This window comes from Mesorhizobium robiniae (assembly GCF_040545535.1).
Classification (GTDB): domain Bacteria; phylum Pseudomonadota; class Alphaproteobacteria; order Rhizobiales; family Rhizobiaceae; genus Mesorhizobium; species Mesorhizobium robiniae.
Window position 1 is genome coordinate 14744 of the sequence record NZ_JBEPMC010000009.1, and the last position, 21825, is coordinate 36568.

Sequence of the window (21825 nt, forward strand, 5' to 3'; positions counted from 1 at the left end):
TGCATGGGCGATTCCTTCCATCTATCGACGGCTGATCTCGCGGCGCTGGCTTTCTTCCTTCTCGTATGGGTGCTGCATACGCTCGCCTCCGACGGAAAGCTGGTCAGCCGCATGTCGCTGACGATGGCGATGAACACCCAGCGTGAAGCCTGGATGCGGACTATGGCCGAACGCGAGATCCGCATTGTCGACACCGCCATCATGGCAGGTCTTCAACAGGGAACCGCCTTCTTCGCCTCCAGTTCGCTGATTGCGATCGGAGGCTGTTTCGCCCTGCTCGGCGCCTCCGATCAGGTTGTTTCGGTGCTGAGTAACCTGCCGCTCGGCGCGACATCGTCCCGCTCCGCCTTTCAGATGAAAGTGTTCGGATTGGTGCTGATCCTGGCCTATGCCTTTTTCAAGTTCGGCTGGGCCTACCGGCTGTTCAACTACTGCTCGATCCTGATCGGCGCGGTGCCGATCCCGTATGGCGAGGCTTCACGCAACCCGGCTAGCGAGACGGCGGTATGGCGGGCGGCGCGGATGAACATGCTGGCCGGAAAACACTTCAACTCCGGCCTGCGCGGCGTGTTCTTCTCGATCGGCTATCTCGGCTGGTTCGTCGACCCACTGGTGTTCGTACTGTCGACGCTGCTGTTGCTGGCGGTTCTGGTGCGTCGCCAGTTCTTCTCGGCGGCGCGGCAAGCCGTGATCGGTCAGCCACCCGAGCCAGCATCCGGTCCGGGGAAAAGCCGATCGATGCGGCCCGACAGCCAGTAGGCGGCGAGCCCTATCCATTCACGCACCGCCGTCGTGGTGGTCTGCAGCGAACCAAAGGGATCGTCGCGGAACAGGCCGAAGCCTTGCTTGCCGGAGGTGCGGTAATCGACCGGCCAGGGAACGGTCGCAAAGCCGGCCTTGTCGAACAGCGCCTTGGCGCGCGGCATGTGAAAGGCCGAGGTCACCAGCAGCCAGGTCTCGCCTGGTTTCGGGGTGACCAGTTCCCGGCTGAAGACGGCGTTCTCGTAGGTGTTGCGGGATTTGTTCTCGAGAATCAGCCGATCGGTCGTCACGCCAAGCGCAGTGAGCAGACGTGGCGCCGACACTGCATCGCCCTCGCCTTCGCCGATCATTGCGATGGTGCCGCCTGAGATAACGACTTTCGCCGCCGGGAAATGCCGTGCCAGCACGGCCGCTTCCACCATCCGATCGCCGCTGGCGTTCAGTTCATAGCCGGCACGCACGAAATTGATGGCGCCCTCCATGCCGCCACCCAGCACGATGATGCCGTCAACCCTTTCCGGCAGCGGCGGTCGCGGAAAGCGCTCTTCCAAGGGGCTGAGTATCATTGCGCCAAGTGAGGTCCAGGCCGAGAGCCCGAGGATCAGGAAGGCGAGCATGCTGCCGGTGGCCGCCAGTCGCCGCCAGCCAACCATTGCCGCAAGCAGTCCGGCCAACAGCAGGATAATCGACAGATTCAGAGGCTGGACGAGGAGCCAGAATACCTTGGAAAGATAGTAGAACATCCCTCACCCCTCAGATGGGAGACGACACTACCACCACTTTTCCGGTTGGAACGTACCCGCCGCCTGTTCGATGACATGGGCGGTCTGGAACAGAGTTTCCTCGTCGAAAGGCCGGCCGATGAGTTGCAGGCCGAGCGGCAGGCCCTTGGCGTCAAGCCCCGCGGGCACGGCGATGCCCGGCAGTCCGGCCATGTTCACCGTCACCGTGAAGATGTCGTTGAGATACATCTTGACCGGGTCGGCGGCCATGTCCTCGTCGGCGATGCCGAAGGCCGCCGACGGCGTCGCCGGTGTCAAAATGACGTCGACGCCAGCCGCGAACGTATTCTCGAAATCCCGCTTGATGAGGTTCCGAACCTTCTGCGCCTGCAGATAGTAGGCATCGTAGTAGCCGGCGGAGAGGACATAGGTGCCGATCATGATGCGGCGCTTGACCTCGCGGCCGAAGCCGGCGGCGCGGGTCTTCTCGTACATGTCGACGATGTCCTTGCCCGGTACGCGCAACCCGTAGCGGACGCCGTCATAGCGGGCGAGGTTCGACGAGGCTTCGGCGGGCGCAACGATATAATAGGCCGGCAGCGCATATTTGGTATGTGGGAGCGAAATGTCGACGATCTCGGCACCGGCATCTTTCAGCCAGGCAATGCCCTTCTGCCACAGCGCCTCGATCTCCTCAGGCATGCCGTCAACGCGGTATTCCCTGGGAATGCCGACTTTCATACCCTTGATCGGCTTGCCGATCGCCGCCTCGTAGTCCGGCACCGGCCGGTCAACCGAGGTGGTATCCTTCGGGTCGACCGAGGCCATGGATTTCAAGAGGATCGCGGCGTCACGCACATCGCGGGCGATCGGTCCGGCCTGGTCGAGCGACGAGGCGAACGCAACGATGCCCCAGCGCGAGCAGCGGCCGTAGGTCGGCTTGATGCCGACCGTGCCGGTAAAGGCGGCTGGCTGCCGGATCGAGCCGCCGGTGTCGGTGGCAGTGGCGCCGGCACAGAGAAACGCGGAAACCGCTGAAGCCGAGCCGCCCGACGAGCCGCCCGGCACAAGCTGGGCGTTGTCCAGCGTGCGCGCGGTCCTGGTGCCGCCGGCCGAGACGAAGCCGCCATCGCCCTGATGCGTGGTCGGCATCACCACCGTGTCCACGCGCGAACGCCGCCACGGATTGACGACGGGGCCGTAGTAGGAGGTCTCGTTTGACGAGCCCATGGCGAACTCATCCATGTTGAGCTTGCCGAGCATGACGGCGCCATCGGCCCACAGATTGGCGGTGACGGTCGATTCGTAGTGCGGCTTGAAACCATCCAGAACATGGCTGCAGGCCTGGGTGTGAATGCCTTCGGTGCCGAACAGGTCCTTGATGCCGAGCGGAATGCCTTCGAGCGAACCGCCCTCGCCCTTCGCCAATTTCGCGTCCGAGGCCTTAGCCATGTTGCGCGCCTTGTCGTCGGTAACGACGACATAGGCGTTGAGCGCCGGATTTGCCCGCTCGATCGCCTGGAGATAGGCTTCGGTGATCTCGGTTGCGGTGATTTCCTTGGCGCGCAGCTTGGCGCGGGCCTGCGAAATCGTCAGGTGGGTCAGGTCGCTCATCAGGCAAGGCTCTTTTCGTAAAACACCGACCACTCGGTATCAGGATAGTCCAGCACCGGGCCGCAGCGCGAAAACCCGGCGCGTTCATAGACGGTCCATGCAGCCGGATGGCGGTCGCCCGTCTCCAGCACCAGACGCTTCAGCCCTTCATTGCGCGCCAGCGCCTCGACCCGCTCGACGATCTTTGCGCCGATCTTCTGCCCGCGATGCGAAGGCCGCGTGTACATGCGCTTGACCTCGCCGACGGCGCCGTCGTGGCGTTTCAGCGCGCCGCAGCCGATGGCAAGGCCATTGTCGCGAGCGATAAAGACCGTTGTGTCGTTGTCGGCCATCTGCTCGACGGTCATGTGGTAGCAGTGCTCCGGCGGCGTCAATTCCAGCAGCGTGTCGTTGAGCTCGTTGACCAGCCCGCGCACATCGTCCTGCAGCGGCGTCTCGATGGCGATCTCGATTGCCATCGGCCCGCTACTCCACGACCTTCGGAACGAGGAAGAAATTCTCTTCGGTGGCCGGCGCGTTGGCGACGATGTCGGCCGCCTTGCTGCCGTCGGTGACGAGGTCCTGGCGCTTCTTCATCTCCATCGGAATCACCGAGGTCATCGGCTCGACCCCGGAAACGTCGACCTCATTCAACTGCTCGACAAAGCCAAGAATGGCATTCAACTCGCCGGTCATGCGCTCGGCATCCTCCTCGCTCACCGCAATGCGGGCGAGACGCGCGACGCGCTTCACAGTCTTGACATCAACGGACATGTTTATTTGTGCCTCGGGAAAACCAGTCCGCGCTATAGCGGCGCGGCGCGTGGCGCGCAACATGCATCGTTATGCGCGGCGCGCCGTCCTTGGCTGCGATTCAGCCATGGCAGCACCTGTCGCAGAGAAGCTAGCTGCCGCCGTAGCGGCCCTTGCCATCCTCTACAAGGTGATCGTCCCGCCAATCTCCGGCAACGCCACTTTCACACCCGATCCGTCTAGCCCTGCCACGAACTTGTCGGCGCTCTGGTCGATCATTGGAAATGTGCCGAAATGAGCGGGAATGACCGTCTCGAACTGAAAGAAGCGCCGGCAGGCAAGGGCTGCCACCGCGCCACCCATGGTGAAGCGGTCGCCGACCGGTACGATACCAATCTTCGGTTCATGCAACTCGTTGATCAGCGCCATGTCGGAAAAGATGTCTGTGTCGCCCATGTGGTAGAGCGTCTTGTCCTCGGGGAAGTGCAGGACGAGCCCGCCCGGATTGCCGAGATAGGTGTTCTGCCCGCCCTCGCCCGGGAAGGACGATGAATGCAAAGCCTGGACGAAAGTGGTGGTGAAGCCGCCGCAATCGACGGTGCCGCCGATATTGCCGGGATTGATCTTCTTGTCGCTGACGCCCTTGCCGACCAGATACATGCAGATCTCGAAATTGGCGACCAGCATCGCGCCGCTTTTCCCAAGCACTTCGACCGCGCCGCTAATGTGATCGCTATGGCCATGCGTCAGCAACACGTGAGTGACCCCTTCGGCCGGTCCTTCCCAGCCACCTGTCCATGACGGATTGCCGACTAGATAAGGGTCGATAAGGATCGTCGCGCCTTCGGTTTCGATGCGGAATGCCGAATGTCCGTACCAGGTCAGTTTCATCAATGCCTTCCTCGATTTTTGCTGCGGTAGAGGATAGAACACCGAGGGCGAAATTAAAGGTCCAACGGCATGGTTATAGGACGTGCGGCATCGTGGTCAAAGGAAAAGCCGTTGAGCATCATCACCATCGAAGAGTTGCCGGCGCGACTTAGCGGCGGCAAGACGCTGGCCGGCCTCGACCTCGGAGACAAGACGATTGGCGTGGCGGTTTCGGACCGGACCTTTGCCTTCGCCCATCCGCGCCCGGTCATCATGCGCAGGAAATTTTCGCTCGACGCCGCAGAACTGCTCGCTTTGCTGCAGAAAGAGAATGTCGGAGCGGTGGTGCTCGGCCTGCCGATCAACATGGACGGGTCGGAAGGCCCGCGCGCCCAGAAATCCCGCGCTTTCGTCCGCAACATGGCAGGTGTGAGCGACCTGCCCTTCGTCTTGTGGGACGAGCGACTGTCGACGGTGGCGGCCGAGCGGACATTGATCGAGATGGATTTTTCGCGCCGCAAACGCGCCGGCAAGATCGATTCCGCCGCGGCGGCCTTTATTCTGCAGGGCGTTCTCGACCGGCTTCAGGCGCTCGGCGTCGATGCCTGGTCGAAATAGCGGTCCCGCATCGTCCTCAACCAGCCGCCGATCACCCGGCGGCGGCGAAACGCCCAAAACGCTACGAGCAGCAGACTGTCGAGGATGCAGGCCCTTGCCACCATGCCGGGTATGACCGCCGGATCGATGCCAAGCATCTCCCCATAGAGCTGGAAGACGAGGTCATGCAATGGGCGGCTCAGCATGACATAGCCGAAATTGATGTTGTTGAGCGACAGGAAGAACCAGCCCCAGAACAGAACGAGTGGGGTCGCCCACAGGGCGAACAACGTGCGCATCAGCGGCCATCCCTGAAGTTCGTGTCGGGCCTGAAGTTTGTGTCGGGCCGGAAGTCGGGCCTGAAATTCGTGTCCGGCCGCAAGTTCGTGTCGGGCCGGCCGGAAATACGCGAAAGCGACGAGTTGTGCGCGGCGGCCTTCGCCATCACATGCGCGGCGGCACGGATTTCACCGGTATCCGAAACCGCTGCGGCAAAGGCCGATCGCCGCTCTGCGAGTATGGCGACATAGGAGGCCAGCAGTGCCGCCAGTTGCACCGCGACGGCCAGGAACAGCCCGTTGATGCCTTGCGCGGCGCCGGCGACCACGATCAGCGACAGCACGCCGGAGGCGGAGATGAAGGCGACCCGCACGACGCTGTCTTTGGCGTCCGGATTCGTCGGGTCGCTGATCAGAGTTTCGACAAAGGCCCAGCAAAACAACACCGCAACGACGAGCAGCGCTACGGCAAGCGGTGCCACGACGGCAGCGTTTTCTAGGTCTACGAAGCGGGTGTTCTGGGCGGCAACGCCGAGCACAGCCAACGCTGCCGCGATGCCGCGATTGCCGTCGATGCAGATCAACGCCAGCAGGGCGAAAACGACCGCCCAGTGCAAGGCCAGAAAGGAGCTCAACATGTACCGCATGGCGTTCCTGCTTCGGTAAACAGGACAGTGGGCTTTGCGGCTTGCCACCGCAATGGAAACCATTTGTTAAGGTTAACGGTCATCCACAGGGGCGCGATGGAGGGCGAGAAACCTTCCCCGAAATCTCTTCTCAGGTGACCGGCGGATAGAGCGTGTCGATGATCATGCGCGCGTCATGGCGCGAATCGAGCATGCCGTACGTGTTACGCCACTGGCCGGCGAGGCGCGTCTCGACGAAGGCGTCGGCGATCCGTCCTGCCCCCAGCCGGCGCAGCTCCGCCGCTGCCGCCGAAAGCGCCAGTTGTTCGGTAAGCAGACGGGCCGAACCCTCATCGGTTGCCGCGACCTGCATTGCCGCCTTGAGCACACCGACGGTGCCGCGTCCGCCGGCGCCGAGATCGCGGTCGATGCCGGCCAGCACGTCCTCGAACAGGCCGGGTGCACGCCCCAGAACGCGCAGCACGTCGAGTGCCATCACATTCCCGGACCCCTCCCAGATCGCGTTGACCGGAGCTTCGCGATAGTAGCGGGCGAGCGGTCCCTCCTCGACATAGCCATTACCGCCGAGACACTCCATCGCTTCGTAGAGCAGCGGCGGCGCAATCTTGCAGACCCAGTATTTGACGACGGGCGTCATGGCGCGGGCAAACGCCGCCTCACCACGGTCGCTGGCCGCCTCGTCAAAGGAGCGCGCCAACCGAAATGACAGCGCGGTGGCGGCAGCGACGTCGAGCGCCATGTCGGCCAGCACGCGCTGCATCAGCGGCTGTTCGATCAGATTGGTTCCAAACACCTGGCGGTGGCGGGCGTGGTGGACGGCCTCGGCCAGCCCGGCACGCATGATCGCCGACGAAGCGATCGCGCAGTCGAGCCGGGTCAGCGTCACCATGTCCATGATCGTCTTCACACCCGCTCCGGGCTCGCCGATCATCTCGCCGATGGCGTTGACGAACTCCACCTCGGACGATGCGTTGGAGCGGTTGCCGAGTTTGTCCTTCAGCCGCTGGAAGCGGAAGCCATTGCTCGAACCGTCGCCGAGAATGCGGGGGACGAGAAAGCACGAAAGCCCTTCCGGCGCTTGTCCAAGCACCAGGAACGCATCCGACATCGGCGCCGACATAAACCATTTGTGGCCGGTCAGCCGATAAAAGCCGCTGCCGACGCGCTCGGCCCGGGTGACATTGGCGCGCACATCGGTGCCGCCCTGCTTCTCGGTCATGCCCATGCCGAGCGTCAGCCCGGTCTTTTCGACCGGCGGCTTCTGGCTCTGGTCGTATTTTCGCGTCGTTACCCTGGGCGCCCATTCGCGAAACAGTTTTGGGTTGGCCATCAGCGCTGCCAGCGACGCGCTGGTCATGGTGATGGGACAGAGATGCCCGGTTTCGAGCTCGGCCGTCAGATAGAAACGGGCGGCGCGCACCTGATGACGGCGGCCGATCTCGGTATCGCCATTTTCCCAGACCGACGAGTGCAGCCCGTTCGCCACCGACCGGCGCATCAGCGCATGATAGGCCGGATGGAATTCGACCAGGTCGATGCGCCTGCCCTGCCGATCATGGGTCTTGAGCTTCGGCGTCTCGACATTGGCGAGGCGGGCCAGTTCCTGCGCCTCCGGCGTCAGCACGAAGCGACCAAGCCCATCGAGATCCCTGCGCACTGGATCCGAAAAACGCTCGGCAAGTTGGATCAGCAACGGATCGCCCCGCCAGGCGTTGCCGCCTGCCAGCGGCGGCGGCTGGTTCGTCACGTCGTCGGTCACGCCCAATCCTTCTATCGGCAGAAAGGCCTTACCATCACAAGGCCACGAATCCGAAGCTATCAGCTAGATATAGCCCAAGCCGCGCAAGGCGCGCGACGAAAATACCGGGGAGAAAGGCGGCAATCCAAAGCTGGTGCTTGCAGCCAAAGGTCCTCCACCCTATAGCAGCGCCTTGAGATGACCGACGCTTCGTCCCTGCCACTTTATCCCCACCGCCATCTTCTGGGCATCCGCGATCTTTCCCCCGCCGACATCGAGCTTTTGCTGGACCGGGCGGATCGGGCGGTCGCGATCTCGCGGCAGTCGGAGAAGAAGACTTCGACGCTGCGCGGCCGCACCCAGATCAACCTCTTCTACGAAGCCTCGACCCGCACGCAATCGTCGTTCGAGCTGGCTGGAAAGCGGCTCGGCGCCGACGTCATGAACATGTCGGTGGCCAGTTCTTCGGTCAAGAAGGGCGAGACGCTGATCGACACAGCGATGACGCTGAACGCCATGCGTCCCGACATATTGATCATCCGCCACCAGTCAGCAGGTGCCGCAGCCCTGCTGGCGCAAAAGGTCGGCTGCTCGGTGATCAATGCCGGCGACGGCGCCCATGAGCACCCGACGCAGGCGCTGCTCGACGCGCTGACCATCCGCCGCGCCAGGGGCCCGCTGTCGAAGCTGATCGTGGCGATCTGCGGCGACATCCTGCATTCGCGGGTAGCGCGCTCCAATATCATGCTGCTCAACGCGCTCGGCGCGCAGGTCCGCGTGGTTGCGCCGTCGACGCTTCTGCCCGCCGGCATTGAGAAAATGGGCGTGATCGTCACCCGTTCGATGGCCGAAGGGCTCAAGGATGCGGATGTGGTGATGATGCTGCGCCTGCAGCGCGAGCGGATGGAAGGCGCCTTCGTGCCATCGGTACGCGAATATTTCCGCTATTTCGGGCTCGACGCCGAAAAGCTGAAGGGGGCCAAGGACGGCGCGCTGGTCATGCATCCCGGCCCGATGAACCGCGGCGTCGAGATTGCCTCGGAAATCGCCGACGGTCCGCAAAGCGTCATCCAGGAACAGGTGGAGATGGGTGTCGCCGTGCGTATGGCGGTAATGGAAGCGCTGCTCGATCCCCGCCGCAATCGCGAGGGTGCCTGATGAGCGCAACGGTCTTCAGCCGGGCCCGCATCATCGATCCGTCACGCGGCATCGACGAGGTCGGCACGGTCATTGTCGAGGGCCGCAAGATCGTCGCTGCCGGCAAAGCGGCCTTGAACCAGGGCGTTCCGCAAGATGCTGCCGTCATCGACTGCGCCGGCAAGGCTGTTATCCCCGGCCTGATCGATGCGCGCGTCTTCATTGGCGAACCGGGCGGCGAACACCGCGAAACCATCGCTTCGGCCAGCGTGGCCGCCGCCGCCGGCGGCGTCACTTCGATCGTCATGATGCCCGACACTGATCCGGTGATCGACAATGTCGCGCTGGTCGAGTTCGTGCTGCGTACCGCCAAGGATACGGCCATCGTCAATATCTTTCCGGCGGCTGCGATCACTAAGGGTCTCGAAGGCCGCGAAATGACCGAGTTCGGCCTGCTGCGCGAGGCCGGCGCGGTCGCCTTCACCGACGGGCGGCACACCATATCAAGCGCGTTGGTGATGCGCCGCGCGCTGACCTATGCGCGCGATTTCGGCGGCGTAATCGCGCATGAAACCCAAGATGCCGACCTCGCCTCCTCGGGCGTCATGAATGAAGGCCTCTATGCAAGCTGGCTCGGCCTTGCCGGGATTCCGCGCGAAGCCGAGTCCATTCCGCTGGAGCGCGACCTTGCGCTGGCGCGGCTGACCGGCGGCGCCTATCACGCGGCCAAGATCTCGACGGCCATGGCGGCAAACGCGGTAACGCGGGCGAAAGCCGACGGCGCGAATGTCACGTCGGGCGTGTCGATCCACAATCTGTCGCTCAACGAGAACGATGTCGGGGAGTATCGAACCTTCTTCCGGCTGACGCCGCCGCTGCGCGCCGAGGAAGACCGGCTGGCGATGATCGAGGCGGTCAAGGACGGCACGATCGACATCATCGTCTCCTCGCACGACCCGCAGGACGTCGACACCAAGCGCCTGCCTTTCGCCGATGCCGCGGCCGGCGCCATCGGGCTGGAAACGCTGCTGGGCGCAGCGTTGCGGCTCTATCACAATGGCGACGTGACGCTGCTTAGATTGGTCGAGACGTTATCCACTGCGCCGGCAAGATTGTTCGGCCTGCCGGGCGGCACGCTGAAGCCGGGGGCGGCGGCCGATCTTGCGCTTGTCGATCTGGACGAGCCATGGATCGTCAGCGAAAGCGGCATCCGTTCGCGCTCGAAAAACACCTGTTTCGAAGGCGCGCGGCTGCAGGGCAAGGTCTTGCAAACGATGGTGGCGGGCCGCACAGTGTTTTCAGCCTAGGGAGTGTCGATATTCAGGTGATGCCGGCCTGCGAACGGTGGTTTCCTGTGCTTCCGGTACTCACGTACCCAAAAGTACGCTGCGTTCCGGTTCCCGGAAAACCACCATTCTCGGCTCGGCCTGACCTGAATCTCAACACTCCCTAAGGCCGACAGTTGGAATTCGGGGGAACAATGGCTTACGGCATCGTCTTGGCGCTGGTATTCGGCTATCTGCTCGGCTCGATCCCGTTCGGGCTCCTGATCACCCGAGCCGCCGGCCTTGGCGACGTCCGCAACATCGGCTCCGGCAATATCGGCGCCACCAATGTGCTGCGCACCGGCAACAAGGGCCTGGCCGCCGCCACGCTGTTGCTCGACGCGCTGAAAGGCACGGCGGCCGTGCTGATCGCCAGTCGCTTTGCACCGGAGCTCGGGCTCTGGGCCGGCCTCGGCGCCTTCCTCGGTCATCTCTTTCCGGTCTGGCTCGGCTTCAAGGGCGGCAAGGGTGTCGCCACCTATCTCGGCGTGTTGATCGGCCTTGCCTGGCAGGTGGCGCTGATCTTCGCCGTCGTCTGGCTGGCCATTGCTTTCCTGTTTCGCTTCTCCTCGTTGGCGGCGCTGACGGCAGCAGTCGTCGTGCCGATCGCGCTCTATGTCCTCAGCACGCCTGAGATTGCCGGGCTGTTCGCGCTGATGAGCCTGATCGTCATCATTAAACACCGGGCCAACATTACGCGGCTGCTGGCCGGCACCGAGGGCAAGATCGGGGCCAAGGAGTGAGCCAGCGCGCCGCCGGGCCGCGGCTCAGCGACCGGCAGCGGCTGAGCTGGCTTCGCTTGATCCGCACGCCGAATGTCGGCCCGGCCACCTTTCGTGACCTGATCAACCGCTTTGGCTCGGCCGAGACGGCGCTCGAGATGCTGCCTGAGCTGATGATTTCGGGCGGTGCCAGGAAGATCGTCCGCATCCCGTCGATTGCCGAGGCCGAGGCGGAGCTGGAGACGGCCCGCCGGGCCGGCGCCCGCTTTGTCGGCATTGGCGAGGCCGACTATCCGCCGCTGATGAAAAGCATGGACCATCCGCCGCCGCTGCTCGCGATCAAGGGCGAAGGCGCGGTGTTCCGGCTGCCGACGGTTGCCATCGTCGGCGCCCGCAACGCCTCGCTGGCCGGCATCAAGATGGCGCGAACGCTCGCCGCCGAACTCGGCCGCAACGGCTACGGCATCGTCTCCGGTCTGGCGCGCGGCATCGACACGGCAGCACATCAGGGCAGCCTTGCGTCAGGCACGATCGGGGTGTTGGCCGGCGGCCTCGACCTGCCCTACCCGCCCGAGAATGCCGGCCTGTGCGAGGAGATTGCCGAGCGCGGCGGCGCCATCATTTCAGAGATGCCGTTCGGCTGGCAGCCGCGCGCCCAGGATTTTCCGCGCCGCAACCGCCTTGTCGCCGGTGCAGCATTGGGGCTGGTCGTGGTCGAGGCGGCGCAACGCTCCGGCTCGCTGATCAGCGCCAGGCTTGCCGGCGAGATGGGCCGGTTGGTCTTCGCCGTCCCCGGCTCGCCGCTCGATCCGCGCGCCGCCGGCACCAACGCTCTGCTCAAGGACGGCGCCACCCTGGTCACTGAGGCATCGGACATTACCAGTGCGATCGCCCCGCTGGTCGGCGCACTGGCACCAAGGACGGCGCCGCTTGGCGAGCCGCCCGACTTTTCGGCAACGCCGCCACCCGGCGAGGACGACCGCGCCCGCGTCGTCGAAGCCCTCGGCCCGACGCCCGTAGCGATCGACGAGATCATCCGCCACACCGGCCTGCATCCGGCCCAGGTTTTCATGGTGCTGCTTGAACTGGATCTCGCCGGCCGGCTGGAGCGACATGCGGGCGGCAATGTCTCGCTGGTTTTCGGGGGTTCTTGATATTTGGCAGGATCGACCGCCAGAAGTATCGCGCGATCGCGAAGGTTAGGAAGCGACAGATGGCGCGGCGATTGCCACAGCAAGGTATTCCTTTGCGGTAGCTCGTAAGCGCTCGGCGTAGTCGTAGATTTCATCCAGCGAGTCGATCTTGACCTTCTCTTCCTTCTCACCATCGAATAGCCCGAGATATTTGACGGTCCTGTTGAACCATAGTCGGGCCAGCGGCTTGCGGTTGTTATTATCGACAAGAATGCCGCAATAGCTTTTCTGGTCGCGCATGATTACCCTTGCTGGCTTTAAAAGGTCGCGAACGATTGCCCGGACGACCATGAAACCCTCGCGTTCGTCCTCAGTTGTGATAACCTCCTCTTCGGTGCCAATTCCGTCCGCGCCGATTTCCGAAACCTCAGTTTCAGCCAACGCGGTGGATAGACGCGACTGGACGGATTCCCGAACAATCTCGCGAAAAGCCGCTTTGACCATCGGCGTGAACTGCTCCTTTACCTGGCCGGTGAACCGGCCTTGGTAAAGCCCGACCGTCACCAACCGGACAAAATCCTCGGGTGGATTCTCCATCACGTTCCCGATCTCTTTCTTGATTGCTGAAGTGTACTTCAAGCGATGAGCGGATTGCAGGATTCCATCAACGTTGAAATCAGCTTTCGCGAACTTCTTCAGTTCGGATATCAATTGACCCTGTAGGTCCGAAAGGTCGAATGTGAGGAACGGACGATCATCGAGCTTGTTCGGTGCAACCAGATCAGTGTGGAAGTGGAAGGCGCGGCCGTTTGTCAGAATGGCAAATTTGGCGTTTGTGACGGAAAAGTATCGGTAGAGCTGTGCAAGATGGACTCGGTCGAGCACTGTGGTGATCGGCTTGCATTCGACAAGAATCCTGATCTCCCCGTCAATTTTGATGGCGTAGTCTACTTTCTCTCCTTTCTTTCCAACCGCGTCGGCGCAGAACTCCGGAATGACCTCATCAGGATTGAAAACGTCGTAATCCAAGGCTGCCAAAAATGGCAGCACTATTGCCGTTTTTAGGGCCTCCTCGGTAAGCATTGCGCTGGAATGCGTCTTGATACGGTCAGCAAGAACGCGGAGTTTTTCTTCGACACCCATAATCCCCTCCCTCGAATTTCGAGACAGGATCGTGCAAAAGACGTATTTGCGCAAGTCGATCTAACTTTGAGGACTTGCAAGGCGCTAAGCCGGTGCCAACTTGTAACGGCCGAGTGCTGCAAAGCTAGACTGGCAGGTCGTCAATCTCAGCAAGCAGCTAACAGACGACGGCCCGGCGTGCGGCAGCGGACCCAACATCTGCTCCTGCGCCATAGCACCTCGCGCTTAGGCATGGAACAACCAGTGAACGGGCCGTGCGACTTTTTGCGGTCGCACGGGTCGCAAAAAGTCGCACAGTTCCGGCTCTGTTCCAGACCCCAAAACGCTAACTTATTGAAGTCCCAGGTGAAACTGTGGTGAGCGCGCAGGGATTCGAACCCTGGACCTACTGATTAAAAGTCAGTTGCTCTACCGGCTGAGCTACGCGCTCCCGCGGGCTCAGAATGCCGCCCTCGAAATTGCGCGGAACATAGGGAGAGTGTCTCGACCGGTCAACCGGAAAAAGAGGCTGCGCAAGCTGGAGTTTTCGCGGTCTCGTGGCGCCTCGCAAACCGCTTCGGCAAGGCCGGACTTGCTGCCCCGCGGAAAGCCGAGACGCATTACAAATCAGCGCCTTGCGATTTTTGCGGGAACAATTGCGCAACCTGCCCGTTTTTGTCGCTACAAGGGACGACGCTTTCAAGGAGAAGATCATGAACAGGATCATGTCGGGCCTGCTGGCGACCGCGCTGTCAGCGTCATTCGCTGTAGCGGAGATCGTGCCCGTCAACGCCCAGCCCACCTACGTGCCGCTTGGTCAGAACGTCTCGTCGAATGTCCAGACTGTCGACCACAGGCGGTGGAGGCGTAGTTTCAACCGCGATCGCGATTTTTCCCGCCGCGATTTTCGTCGTTTCTCGCGCGACGACGGCAGGTATTGGCGCGGCCATCGCGGCTATCGCAGTTATCGTCGCGGCTATCGCCGTCACGGCGACTATTGGTTCCCGCTGGCTGCTTTCGCCACTGGCGCGCTGATCACCGGCGCGATCGTCAACAACCAGAGCCGCCGCGTCTATCGAGGCGATTCGCACACGGAGTGGTGCTACAACCGGTACAGATCCTACCGGGCCTATGACAACACGTATCAGCCCTACAACGGCCCGCGCCGGCAGTGTTATTCGCCCTATTGAGAAAGCCCGGACTGAGTGGTTGATGAGAGCCTGCGTCGGCAACGGCGCGGGTTTCTCTTCTGGGCCACGACAGTCAAGGCTGCCATGGTCTCCCGAATAGCTGGGAGCGCGGGCATTGCGATCAGCTCGCCCAACTGATGCTCCTGAAGATCAGATACACACCTCCACCTTCGTCGCGAGGCGGACGGTAAGCTCCGCAAGAGTCGCAAATCCGAACCATTGCCGAGGTCAATTCCCAGCCGAGTCCGTTCAGGTCATCGTCCTTCACGTAGGCCTGAGCCAGTTCGTCGATGCCGTGTTTCTCACCGAAAGATCGAGCCAACTGCCCGTCCCTAACGAGTTCGCGAGGCCAGTTTGAATTTGCCCAAGCCCAGAGCCAGTTACCAGCTGTGGCGCTCGTAGAGCCGGCAATCTGGATCTCGGCGACTACCTTAACAACGCCTTGTCCCGAGAAAAGAAGCTTTCCAGCCTCAAAATCGCAGTCGTAACGGGCCCAGCTAGCGAGGCGAAAATCATCCTGCAAGCGCGCATTCTTCATTTGTAGTTGGTGGAAGGCCTCATCGCGCCAATCAAGATACCAATCGGGATGTGTCATGGATCGCCACGAACTGGGATTATGCGGTTTTCGTAGGTACCGCCGCCCACCTTATTCAAACGAGGTGCGAACCTGAGGGCTCCACCTTCCTACTGCGTGCTTACTGCACGCTCAGCGTCCTGCGCACAGCATCGCGCCAGCCCGCCAACTTGGCAATACGGGCGGACGCATCCATGTTCGGTCGAAACCGCCGTTCAAGCGCCCAGCTCCTGGCGAAGTCCCTCGCCTTCGGCCAGACACCGGCCTTCGAGCCGGCCAGCCAGGCGGCGCCCAGCGCGGTCGTCTCCAGGATCGTCGGGCGATCGACCGGCGCATCGAGGATGTCGGCCAGCCGCTGCATCGTCCAGTCAGAGGCCACCATGCCGCCATCGACCCTGAGAACGGTCTTCGCTGACGCGCCCTTCCAGTCCTTGCGCATCGCGTCGAGCAGGTCGCGGGTCTGGAAGGCAACGGATTCCAGTGCGGCGCTGGCAAACTCGGCCGGGCCCGAATTGCGGGTCAGCCCGAAGATAGCACCGCGCGCGTCGGCGTCCCAGCGCGGCGCGCCAAGCCCGACGAAAGCCGGCACCAGGTAGACATTCTGCGTCGGGTCCGCCGTTGCGGCTAGCACGCCGCTCTGCTCGGCCTTGCCGATCACCTTGATACCGTCGCGCAGCCACTGCACGGCCGCACCGGCGATGAAGATCGACCCTTCCAGCGCATAGGTGGTCTTGCCGTTCAGCCTGTAGGCAATGGTCGTCAACAAACGGTTTTTCGAGCGCACCAGATCGCTGCCGGTGTTGAGCAACGCGAAACAACCGGTGCCATAAGTGGATTTCATCATGCCCGGCTGGAAACAGGCCTGGCCGATGGCCGCCGCGTGCTGGTCGCCGGCCACGCCAAGGATTTTTATCTCTGCGCCGAACAGGGTTTTCTCTGTCATTCCATAATCGTCGGCGCAATCCTTCACCTGCGGCAGCATTTTTGCCGGTATGCGCAGAATGGTCAGCAGCTCGTCGTCCCAGACGTTCTTTTCGATGTTATAGACCAGCGTGCGCGAGGCGTTGGTGGCGTCGGTGGCGTGAACCTTGCCGCCGGTCAGCCGCCAGATCAAAAAACTGTCGATGGTGCCGGCCAGCAATTCGCCCTTCTCGGCGCGTTTTCTGGCGCCCTTCACCTTGTCCAGCATCCAGGCGATCTTGGTGCCGGAGAAATAGGGATCGAGCAGCAGACCGGTCTTTCTGGTGAACTTCTTCTCCAGCCCCTGCTTCTTCAATTTCTGGCACAGCGGCGCGGTGCGGCGGTCCTGCCAGACAATCGCGTTGTGGATCGGCTTGCCGGTCGCCCCGTCCCAGATGACGACAGTCTCGCGCTGGTTGGTGATGCCAATTGCCGCGACATCCGACGCATCGCGGCCGGCGCTCTTCAGCGCGGCCTTCACCGTCGCCACGACGCTCGACCAGATCTCCTCGGGATCGTGCTCGACCCAGCCAGAAGCCGGATAATACTGAGTGAATTCCTTCTGCCCGCTGCCCACCACCTTCATCTCACGGTCGAACAGGATCGCCCGGCTCGATGTCGTTCCCTGGTCGATTGCAAGGATAAAGCTGCTCATTACCATTTCCCTCGGCGCAAACAGGGGAGACGGCAAGATGCCGCCTCCCCCGATTGTTGCGATGCGGGCGCGAACGCCCGGACCGATGCTCAGTTGCTCCAGCTCTTGACCAGCTCGTCGTAGTTGATGGTCTGCGCCTTGTCCTTCTCCGGCTCGATCTTCAGCTGCGGCGCGAGATTGCCCTTGGCGACGGCATCGGCGTTCCACTCTTCGAGGGTCTTTTCCTCGGCGAGTTTCGGTCCGATGTCGCCCTGCACGCCGGCGCGCTCGAGGCGCTCAAGCACCTTTTCCTGCTCGGCGCAGAGCGAGTCCATCGCCTCCTGCGGGGTTTTGGCACCCGACGAGGCATCGCCGATCGCCTGCCACCAAAGCTGTGCCAGCTTCGGATAGTCAGGAACGTTCGTACCCGTCGGCGACCACTGGACGCGGGCCGGCGAGCGATAGAACTCGATCAGGCCGCCGAGCTTCGGCGCGCGGTCCGTGAAGCTCTTGTGCTGGATCGTGCTTTCGCGGATCAGCGTCAGGCCGACGTGGCTTTTCTTCACGTCGACTGTCTTCGAGGTGACGAACTGCGCGTAGAGCCAGGCTGCCTTGGCGCGGTCGTCAGGCGTCGACTTGAGCAGCGTCCACGAACCCACGTCCTGGTAGCCGAGCTTCATGCCGTCCTTCCAGTAGACGCCGTGCGGCGACGGAGCGAAGCGCCATTTCGGCGTACCGTCCTCGTTCACGACGGGAAGGCCGTCCTTCACCATGTCGGCGGTGAAGGCCGTGTACATGAACATCTGCTGGGCAATTTCGCCCTGCGCCGGAACGGGTCCGGATTCAGAGAAGGTCATGCCTTGGGCCGCGGCCGGAGCGTAAGCCTTCATCCAGTCGAGATATTTCTGGATGGAGTAGACCGCCGCCGGACCGTTGGTGTCGCCGCCCCGAGCCACGCAGGAGCCGACCGGCCGCGACTTCTCGTCGACCTTGATGCCCCATTCATCGACAGGAAGACCGTTCGGCAGTCCCTTGTCGCCATTGCCGGCCATCGACAGCCAAGCGTCAGTGAAGCGCCAGCCGAGTGACGGGTCCTTCTTGCCGTAGTCCATGTGGCCGTAGACCTTCTTGCCGTCGATCTCGCGGCCGGTGAAGAATTCGGCGATGTCCTCATAGGCCGACCAGTTGACCGGCACGCCGAGGTCGTAGCCGTACTTCGCCTTGAAGTCCGCCTTGTTCTTCTCGTCGTTGAACCAGTCGTAACGGAACCAGTAGAGGTTCGCGAACTGCTGGTCGGGCAGCTGATAAAGATCGCCGTCCGGAGCTGTCGTGAACTTGGTGCCGATGAAGTCGGCGAGGTCGAGGTTCGGGTTGGTGACGTCCTTGCCCTCGTTCGCCATCCAGTCGGTCAGGCTGCGCGCCTGCTGGTAGCGCCAATGGGTGCCGATCAGGTCGGAGTCATTGACATAGGCGTCGTAGACGTTTTCGCCCGACTGCATCTGCGTCTGCAGCTTTTCGACGACATCGCCTTCGCCGATCAGATCGTGGGTGATCTTGATGCCGGTTATGTCGGTGAACGCCTTCGCAAGCGTCTTCGATTCATACTCGTGCGTTGTGATGGTTTCGGATACGACCTTGATGTCCATGCCGGCAAAGGGCTTCGCGGCATCGACGAACCATTGCATCTCGGCTTCCTGGGCAGCGCGATCGAGCGTCGACATGTCCTTGATCTCGGCGTCGAGAAACGCCTTGGCTTCGTCCATTCCGGCATAGGCGTGGCCTGCCCCTAGCAACAGGACAAGCGCAGTCGTCGATGTCAAAAATTGCCGTTTCATGTGTTTCCTCCACTGTTTCATTTTTCAAGTTCGATCGGAGCAGACGCCGGCACGCGGCCGCTCCAACAGTTTCCCCCTCTATACGTAGCGGAACACGCCGATGGCGTAGACCACGGAGAGAGCGAGAGCCCACCACAGGTTGGGTCCAACAAGACCCAGCCAAGCGAGATGGATAAAGGCGCTGCCAAGCAGCGATAGGAAGAGACGGTCGCCGCGCGTCGTCTCGAACCGCAGTACGCCAACCCGCGGATTGCCGCCCGGCGAGACGTACTCCCAGATCGCCATGCCGCAGAGCAGCATCAGGATCGTGATGAAAAAGACCGCAGTCGGCAGCGTCCACGCCATCCAGGAAAGGTTCATCGTCACACCCTCCCCAGGGCAAAGCCCTTGGCGATATAGTTGCGTACGAACCAGATCACGAGCGCGCCCGGAAGGATAGTGAGCACGCCGGCTGCAGCCAGCACGCCCCAGTCGAGGCCCGAGGCCGAGACCGTGCGCGTCATGATCGCGGCGATCGGCTTGGCGGCGGTCGTGGTCAAAGTCCGCGCGATCAGCAACTCGACCCAGGAAAACATGAAGCAGAAGAAGCAGGCCACGCCTACACCGCTCGCGATCAGCGGCATGAATATCCTGAGGAAGAAGCGCGGGAAGGAATAGCCGTCGATATAGGCGGTCTCGTCGATCTCCTTCGGCACGCCCGACATGAAGCCTTCGAGAATCCAGACCGCCAGCGGCACGTTGAACAGGCAATGCGCCAGCGCCACCGCGATGTGCGTGTCGATCAGCCCGAATGCCGAATAGAGCTGGAAGAAAGGCAGCGCGAACACCGCCGGCGGCGCCATGCGGTTGGTCAACAGCCAGAAGAACAGGTGCTTGTCGCCGAGGAACCGGTAGCGCGAGAACGCGTAGGCTGCCGGAAGCGCCACGGCGACGGAAATCACCGTGTTCATAACCACATAGATGATCGAGTTGATGTAACCCTTGTACCAGGACGGGTCGGTGAAGATCACCATGTAGTTGGCGATCGTCGGGTTTCTCGGCCACAGCGAGAAGGCGCCCAGGATCTCCTGGTTGGTCTTGAAGCTCATATTGACCAGCCAATAGATCGGCAGCATCAGGAAGATGATGTAGATCGTCGGCACCAGCCACCAGAACCGCGACTCCTCGCCCCGCCGCCGCATCTTGCGGGCCAGCGCAGCGTTCGCCGCCTGTGTTTCCCCGCTAGCGGGGGCTTGCCGCATCAGTGTTCGTCCGTCGGCCGTGCTTTCATCTAGGCGCGCCATCTCACCGCTCCGCGTCGTAGGCTGTCATGACGGTGTAGAACACCCAGGACAGGAGCATGATGATCAGGAAATAGACAATCGACATCGCCGCCGCCTCGCCGAGGTTGAACTCGCCGATCGCCAGCTTCACCAGATCGATCGACAGGAAAGTGGTGGTGTTGCCGGGGCCGCCGCCGGTGACGACGAACGGCTCGGTGTAGATCATGAAACTGTCCATGAAGCGCAGCAGAACCGCGATCAGCAGCACGCGGTTCATCTTCGGCAGCTGAATGTAGCGGAAGATCGCCCAGCGCGACGCCCCATCGATCTTGGCTGCCTGGTAATAGGCGTCGGGGATCGAGACCAATCCTGCGTAGCAGAGCAACACGACGAGGCTGGTCCAGTGCCAGACGTCCATGACGATGACGGTGACCCAGGCGTCGAACGGGTCGTTGACATAGTTGTAGTTGAAGCCGAGCGCCCGCAGCGTATATCCGAGCAGGCCGATATCGACGCGGCCGAACACTTGCCAGATCGTGCCGACGACGTTCCAAGGAATGAGCAGCGGCAGCGCCATCAGCACCAGGCAGACCGGCACGCCCCAGCCTTTCTTCGGCATGTTGAGCGCAATGAAGATGCCGAGCGGAATCTCGATGATCAGGATGATGGCCGAGAAGGCCAGGTTGCGGGCCATCGCTTCCCAAAAGCGGTCGGAATGCAGGATCTCCTCGAACCATTCCGAGCCCGCCCAGAAGAAGACGTTGTTGCCGAAAGTATCCTGCACCGAATAATTCACGACCGTCATCAGCGGGATGATTGCCGAGAACGCCACCAGCAGAAGCACCGGCAGCACCATGAACCAGGCCTTGTTGTTCCAGGTCCTTTCCATGCTCAGCCTCCCATCTCGACGCGCCAGGAATCGGCATAGAGGTTGATGCCGGCCGGATCGAAAGCGATCTTCGGATCGGCGGGAATGTTCTCATCCTCGCCGACGATCGCCGCGATGTCGCGGCCTTCGAAACTGGCGCGCACCACCTTGTGGCGGCCGATATCCTCGACCTTCCTGATTGAAACCGGCATGCCGATGGCGCCAAGCCTGACATATTCGGGGCGGATGCCGAGTTCGATCGCGCCTGTGGTTCCAGCCTTGGGCGTGCCCGGCAATTCGATCGTCTGGCTGCCGAGCCGCGCGCTCCTGCCTTCGACCGCGACCGGCATGACGTTCATGCCCGGCGAGCCGATGAAATAGCCGACGAATGTATGTTTGGGGCGCTCGAACAGCTCGGCTGGAGAGCCGATCTGCACGATCTCGCCCTCATACATGACGACGACGTTTTCGGCGAAGGTGAGCGCCTCGGTCTGGTCGTGGGTGACATAGACCATGGTGAAACCAAAGCGCCTGTGCAGCTGCTTCAGCTGCGAGCGCAGCACCCATTTCATATGCGGGTCGATAACGGTCAGTGGCTCGTCGAACAGGATCGCGTTGACATCGGAGCGCACCAGCCCACGTCCGAGCGAGATCTTCTGTTTCTGGTCGGCGGTCAGCCCCCTCGCCTTTCTCCGGGCCATATCGGCCAACCCCGTCATCTCAAGCGTTTCGCGCACCTTGCGGTCGACGTCAGGTTCCGCAACGCCGCGGTTGCGCAGCGGGAAGGCCAAATTGTCGTAGACGGTCATGGTGTCGTAGATGACCGGGAACTGGAACACCTGCGCGATATTGCGCTCCTGCGTCGACAGATTGGTCACGTCCTTGCCGTCGAACAGAAGCTCGCCATGCGACGGGTACAACAGGCCGGAAATGATGTTGAGCAGCGTGGTCTTGCCGCAGCCCGACGGCCCCAGCAGCGCATAGGCGCCGCCGTCCTCGAAGGTGTGATGCACCTCCTTCAGCGCATAGTCCTTGTCCGACTTCGGATGCGGTCCGTAGGCGTGGCGGATGTGGTTGCAGTCGATGCGCGCCATGTGCCCTCC

Annotated in this window: 23 protein-coding genes and 1 tRNA gene; 7 read left to right on the plus strand and 17 right to left on the minus strand. The window is 62.2% G+C overall.

Annotation, left to right across the window (positions count from 1 at the left end):
* Nucleotides 1–3: 3 nt before the first annotated feature.
* Nucleotides 4–759, plus strand: a complete 756-nt coding sequence (locus tag ABID19_RS23245) for a DUF599 domain-containing protein (protein ID WP_354493288.1) — start codon at nucleotides 4–6, stop codon at nucleotides 757–759.
* Here ABID19_RS23245 and ABID19_RS23250 read toward each other — a convergent pair.
* The 5 genes from ABID19_RS23250 to ABID19_RS23270 form a co-directional block, all read right to left on the minus strand.
* Nucleotides 696–1505 (minus strand): YdcF family protein, encoded by an 810-nt coding sequence (locus ABID19_RS23250; RefSeq protein WP_354493289.1) that lies wholly within the window; start codon nucleotides 1503–1505, stop codon nucleotides 696–698. The genes ABID19_RS23245 and ABID19_RS23250 overlap by 64 nt on opposite strands.
* Nucleotides 1506–1532: 27 nt before the next feature.
* Nucleotides 1533–3098 (minus strand): amidase, encoded by a 1566-nt coding sequence (locus ABID19_RS23255; RefSeq protein ID WP_354493290.1) that lies wholly within the window; start codon nucleotides 3096–3098, stop codon nucleotides 1533–1535.
* Nucleotides 3098–3556 carry a GNAT family N-acetyltransferase gene (locus ABID19_RS23260; protein ID WP_354493291.1) on the minus strand — a complete coding sequence of 153 codons (459 nt, stop codon included), beginning with the start codon at nucleotides 3554–3556 and terminating at the stop codon, nucleotides 3098–3100. The genes ABID19_RS23255 and ABID19_RS23260 overlap by 1 nt, the downstream gene beginning before the upstream one ends.
* Before the next feature lie 7 nt (nucleotides 3557–3563).
* The gene (gatC, locus tag ABID19_RS23265; protein WP_352934530.1) at nucleotides 3564–3851 is read right to left on the minus strand and encodes an Asp-tRNA(Asn)/Glu-tRNA(Gln) amidotransferase subunit GatC; all 288 of its coding nucleotides are present in this window, start codon (nucleotides 3849–3851) and stop codon (nucleotides 3564–3566) included.
* A gap of 162 nt (nucleotides 3852–4013) precedes the next feature.
* A complete protein-coding gene (locus ABID19_RS23270; RefSeq protein WP_352934532.1) occupies nucleotides 4014–4721 on the minus strand; it encodes a metal-dependent hydrolase in 708 nt (235 codons plus the stop codon).
* A gap of 111 nt (nucleotides 4722–4832) precedes the next feature.
* Here ABID19_RS23270 and ruvX point away from each other — a divergent pair, with 111 nt between their 5' ends.
* Nucleotides 4833–5318 carry a Holliday junction resolvase RuvX gene (gene ruvX / locus ABID19_RS23275; RefSeq protein ID WP_354493292.1) on the plus strand — a complete coding sequence of 162 codons (486 nt, stop codon included), beginning with the start codon at nucleotides 4833–4835 and terminating at the stop codon, nucleotides 5316–5318.
* Here the strand turns inward: ruvX and ABID19_RS23280 are convergent.
* From ABID19_RS23280 to ABID19_RS23290, 3 genes are all read right to left on the minus strand, one after another.
* Entirely contained in the window at nucleotides 5285–5596 is a 312-nt protein-coding gene (locus tag ABID19_RS23280) for a DUF6105 family protein (RefSeq protein WP_352934536.1), read from the minus strand. The two genes, ruvX and ABID19_RS23280, sit on opposite strands and share 34 nt — an antisense overlap.
* Nucleotides 5596–6222 carry a hypothetical protein gene (locus ABID19_RS23285; RefSeq protein WP_354493293.1) on the minus strand — a complete coding sequence of 209 codons (627 nt, stop codon included), beginning with the start codon at nucleotides 6220–6222 and terminating at the stop codon, nucleotides 5596–5598. The genes ABID19_RS23280 and ABID19_RS23285 overlap by 1 nt, the downstream gene beginning before the upstream one ends.
* Nucleotides 6223–6352: 130 nt before the next feature.
* Nucleotides 6353–7981 carry a DNA alkylation response protein gene (locus ABID19_RS23290; RefSeq protein WP_354493294.1) on the minus strand — a complete coding sequence of 543 codons (1629 nt, stop codon included), beginning with the start codon at nucleotides 7979–7981 and terminating at the stop codon, nucleotides 6353–6355.
* A 177-nt stretch (nucleotides 7982–8158) separates the two neighbouring features.
* Between ABID19_RS23290 and ABID19_RS23295 the strand changes: the two genes are divergently transcribed.
* The 4 genes from ABID19_RS23295 (at nucleotide 8159) to dprA (ending at nucleotide 12298) form a co-directional block, all read left to right on the plus strand.
* The gene (locus ABID19_RS23295; RefSeq protein WP_354493295.1) at nucleotides 8159–9118 is read left to right on the plus strand and encodes an aspartate carbamoyltransferase catalytic subunit; all 960 of its coding nucleotides are present in this window, start codon (nucleotides 8159–8161) and stop codon (nucleotides 9116–9118) included.
* Nucleotides 9118–10404, plus strand: coding sequence for a dihydroorotase (locus tag ABID19_RS23300; protein ID WP_354493296.1), 1287 nt, complete (start codon nucleotides 9118–9120; stop codon nucleotides 10402–10404). Before ABID19_RS23295 ends, ABID19_RS23300 begins: the two co-directional genes overlap by 1 nt.
* 173 nt (nucleotides 10405–10577) lie before the next feature.
* Nucleotides 10578–11165, plus strand: a complete 588-nt coding sequence (plsY, locus tag ABID19_RS23305; RefSeq protein ID WP_354493297.1) for a glycerol-3-phosphate 1-O-acyltransferase PlsY — start codon at nucleotides 10578–10580, stop codon at nucleotides 11163–11165.
* Nucleotides 11162–12298, plus strand: a complete 1137-nt coding sequence (gene dprA / locus ABID19_RS23310) for a DNA-processing protein DprA (RefSeq protein ID WP_354493298.1) — start codon at nucleotides 11162–11164, stop codon at nucleotides 12296–12298. The genes plsY and dprA overlap by 4 nt, the downstream gene beginning before the upstream one ends.
* 45 nt (nucleotides 12299–12343) lie before the next feature.
* On the opposite strand, the gene ABID19_RS23315 is transcribed toward dprA, so the two are convergent.
* Complete coding sequence (locus ABID19_RS23315; protein WP_354493299.1) at nucleotides 12344–13420, minus strand: type I restriction enzyme HsdR N-terminal domain-containing protein; 1077 nt, start codon at nucleotides 13418–13420, stop codon at nucleotides 12344–12346.
* A gap of 354 nt (nucleotides 13421–13774) precedes the next feature.
* Nucleotides 13775–13850: transfer RNA gene (locus tag ABID19_RS23320), tRNA-Lys, on the minus strand.
* Between the two features lie 262 nt (nucleotides 13851–14112).
* Between ABID19_RS23320 and ABID19_RS23325 the strand changes: the two genes are divergently transcribed.
* Complete coding sequence (locus ABID19_RS23325; protein WP_354493300.1) at nucleotides 14113–14589, plus strand: BA14K family protein; 477 nt, start codon at nucleotides 14113–14115, stop codon at nucleotides 14587–14589.
* A 121-nt stretch (nucleotides 14590–14710) separates the two neighbouring features.
* Here the strand turns inward: ABID19_RS23325 and ABID19_RS23330 are convergent, their stop codons facing one another.
* The 7 genes from ABID19_RS23330 to ABID19_RS23360 form a co-directional block, all read right to left on the minus strand.
* On the minus strand, nucleotides 14711–15184 hold the full coding sequence (locus tag ABID19_RS23330; protein ID WP_354493301.1) for a DUF6882 domain-containing protein: 474 nt from the start codon (nucleotides 15182–15184) through the stop codon (nucleotides 14711–14713).
* A gap of 100 nt (nucleotides 15185–15284) precedes the next feature.
* Nucleotides 15285–16778, minus strand: a complete 1494-nt coding sequence (glpK, locus tag ABID19_RS23335; RefSeq protein ID WP_354493302.1) for a glycerol kinase GlpK — start codon at nucleotides 16776–16778, stop codon at nucleotides 15285–15287.
* 89 nt (nucleotides 16779–16867) lie between these two features.
* Nucleotides 16868–18592, minus strand: coding sequence for an ABC transporter substrate-binding protein (locus ABID19_RS23340; RefSeq protein ID WP_354493303.1), 1725 nt, complete (start codon nucleotides 18590–18592; stop codon nucleotides 16868–16870).
* Nucleotides 18593–18670: 78 nt separating this feature from the next.
* Nucleotides 18671–18952, minus strand: coding sequence for a DUF2160 domain-containing protein (locus tag ABID19_RS23345; protein ID WP_352934560.1), 282 nt, complete (start codon nucleotides 18950–18952; stop codon nucleotides 18671–18673).
* Between the two features lie 2 nt (nucleotides 18953–18954).
* Entirely contained in the window at nucleotides 18955–19833 is an 879-nt protein-coding gene (locus ABID19_RS23350) for a carbohydrate ABC transporter permease (RefSeq protein ID WP_435528770.1), read from the minus strand.
* A 43-nt stretch (nucleotides 19834–19876) separates the two neighbouring features.
* Nucleotides 19877–20743, minus strand: coding sequence for a carbohydrate ABC transporter permease (locus tag ABID19_RS23355; protein ID WP_354493305.1), 867 nt, complete (start codon nucleotides 20741–20743; stop codon nucleotides 19877–19879).
* Nucleotides 20744–20745: 2 nt separating this feature from the next.
* Entirely contained in the window at nucleotides 20746–21816 is a 1071-nt protein-coding gene (locus ABID19_RS23360) for an ABC transporter ATP-binding protein (protein WP_354493306.1), read from the minus strand.
* Nucleotides 21817–21825: the final 9 nt, after the last annotated feature.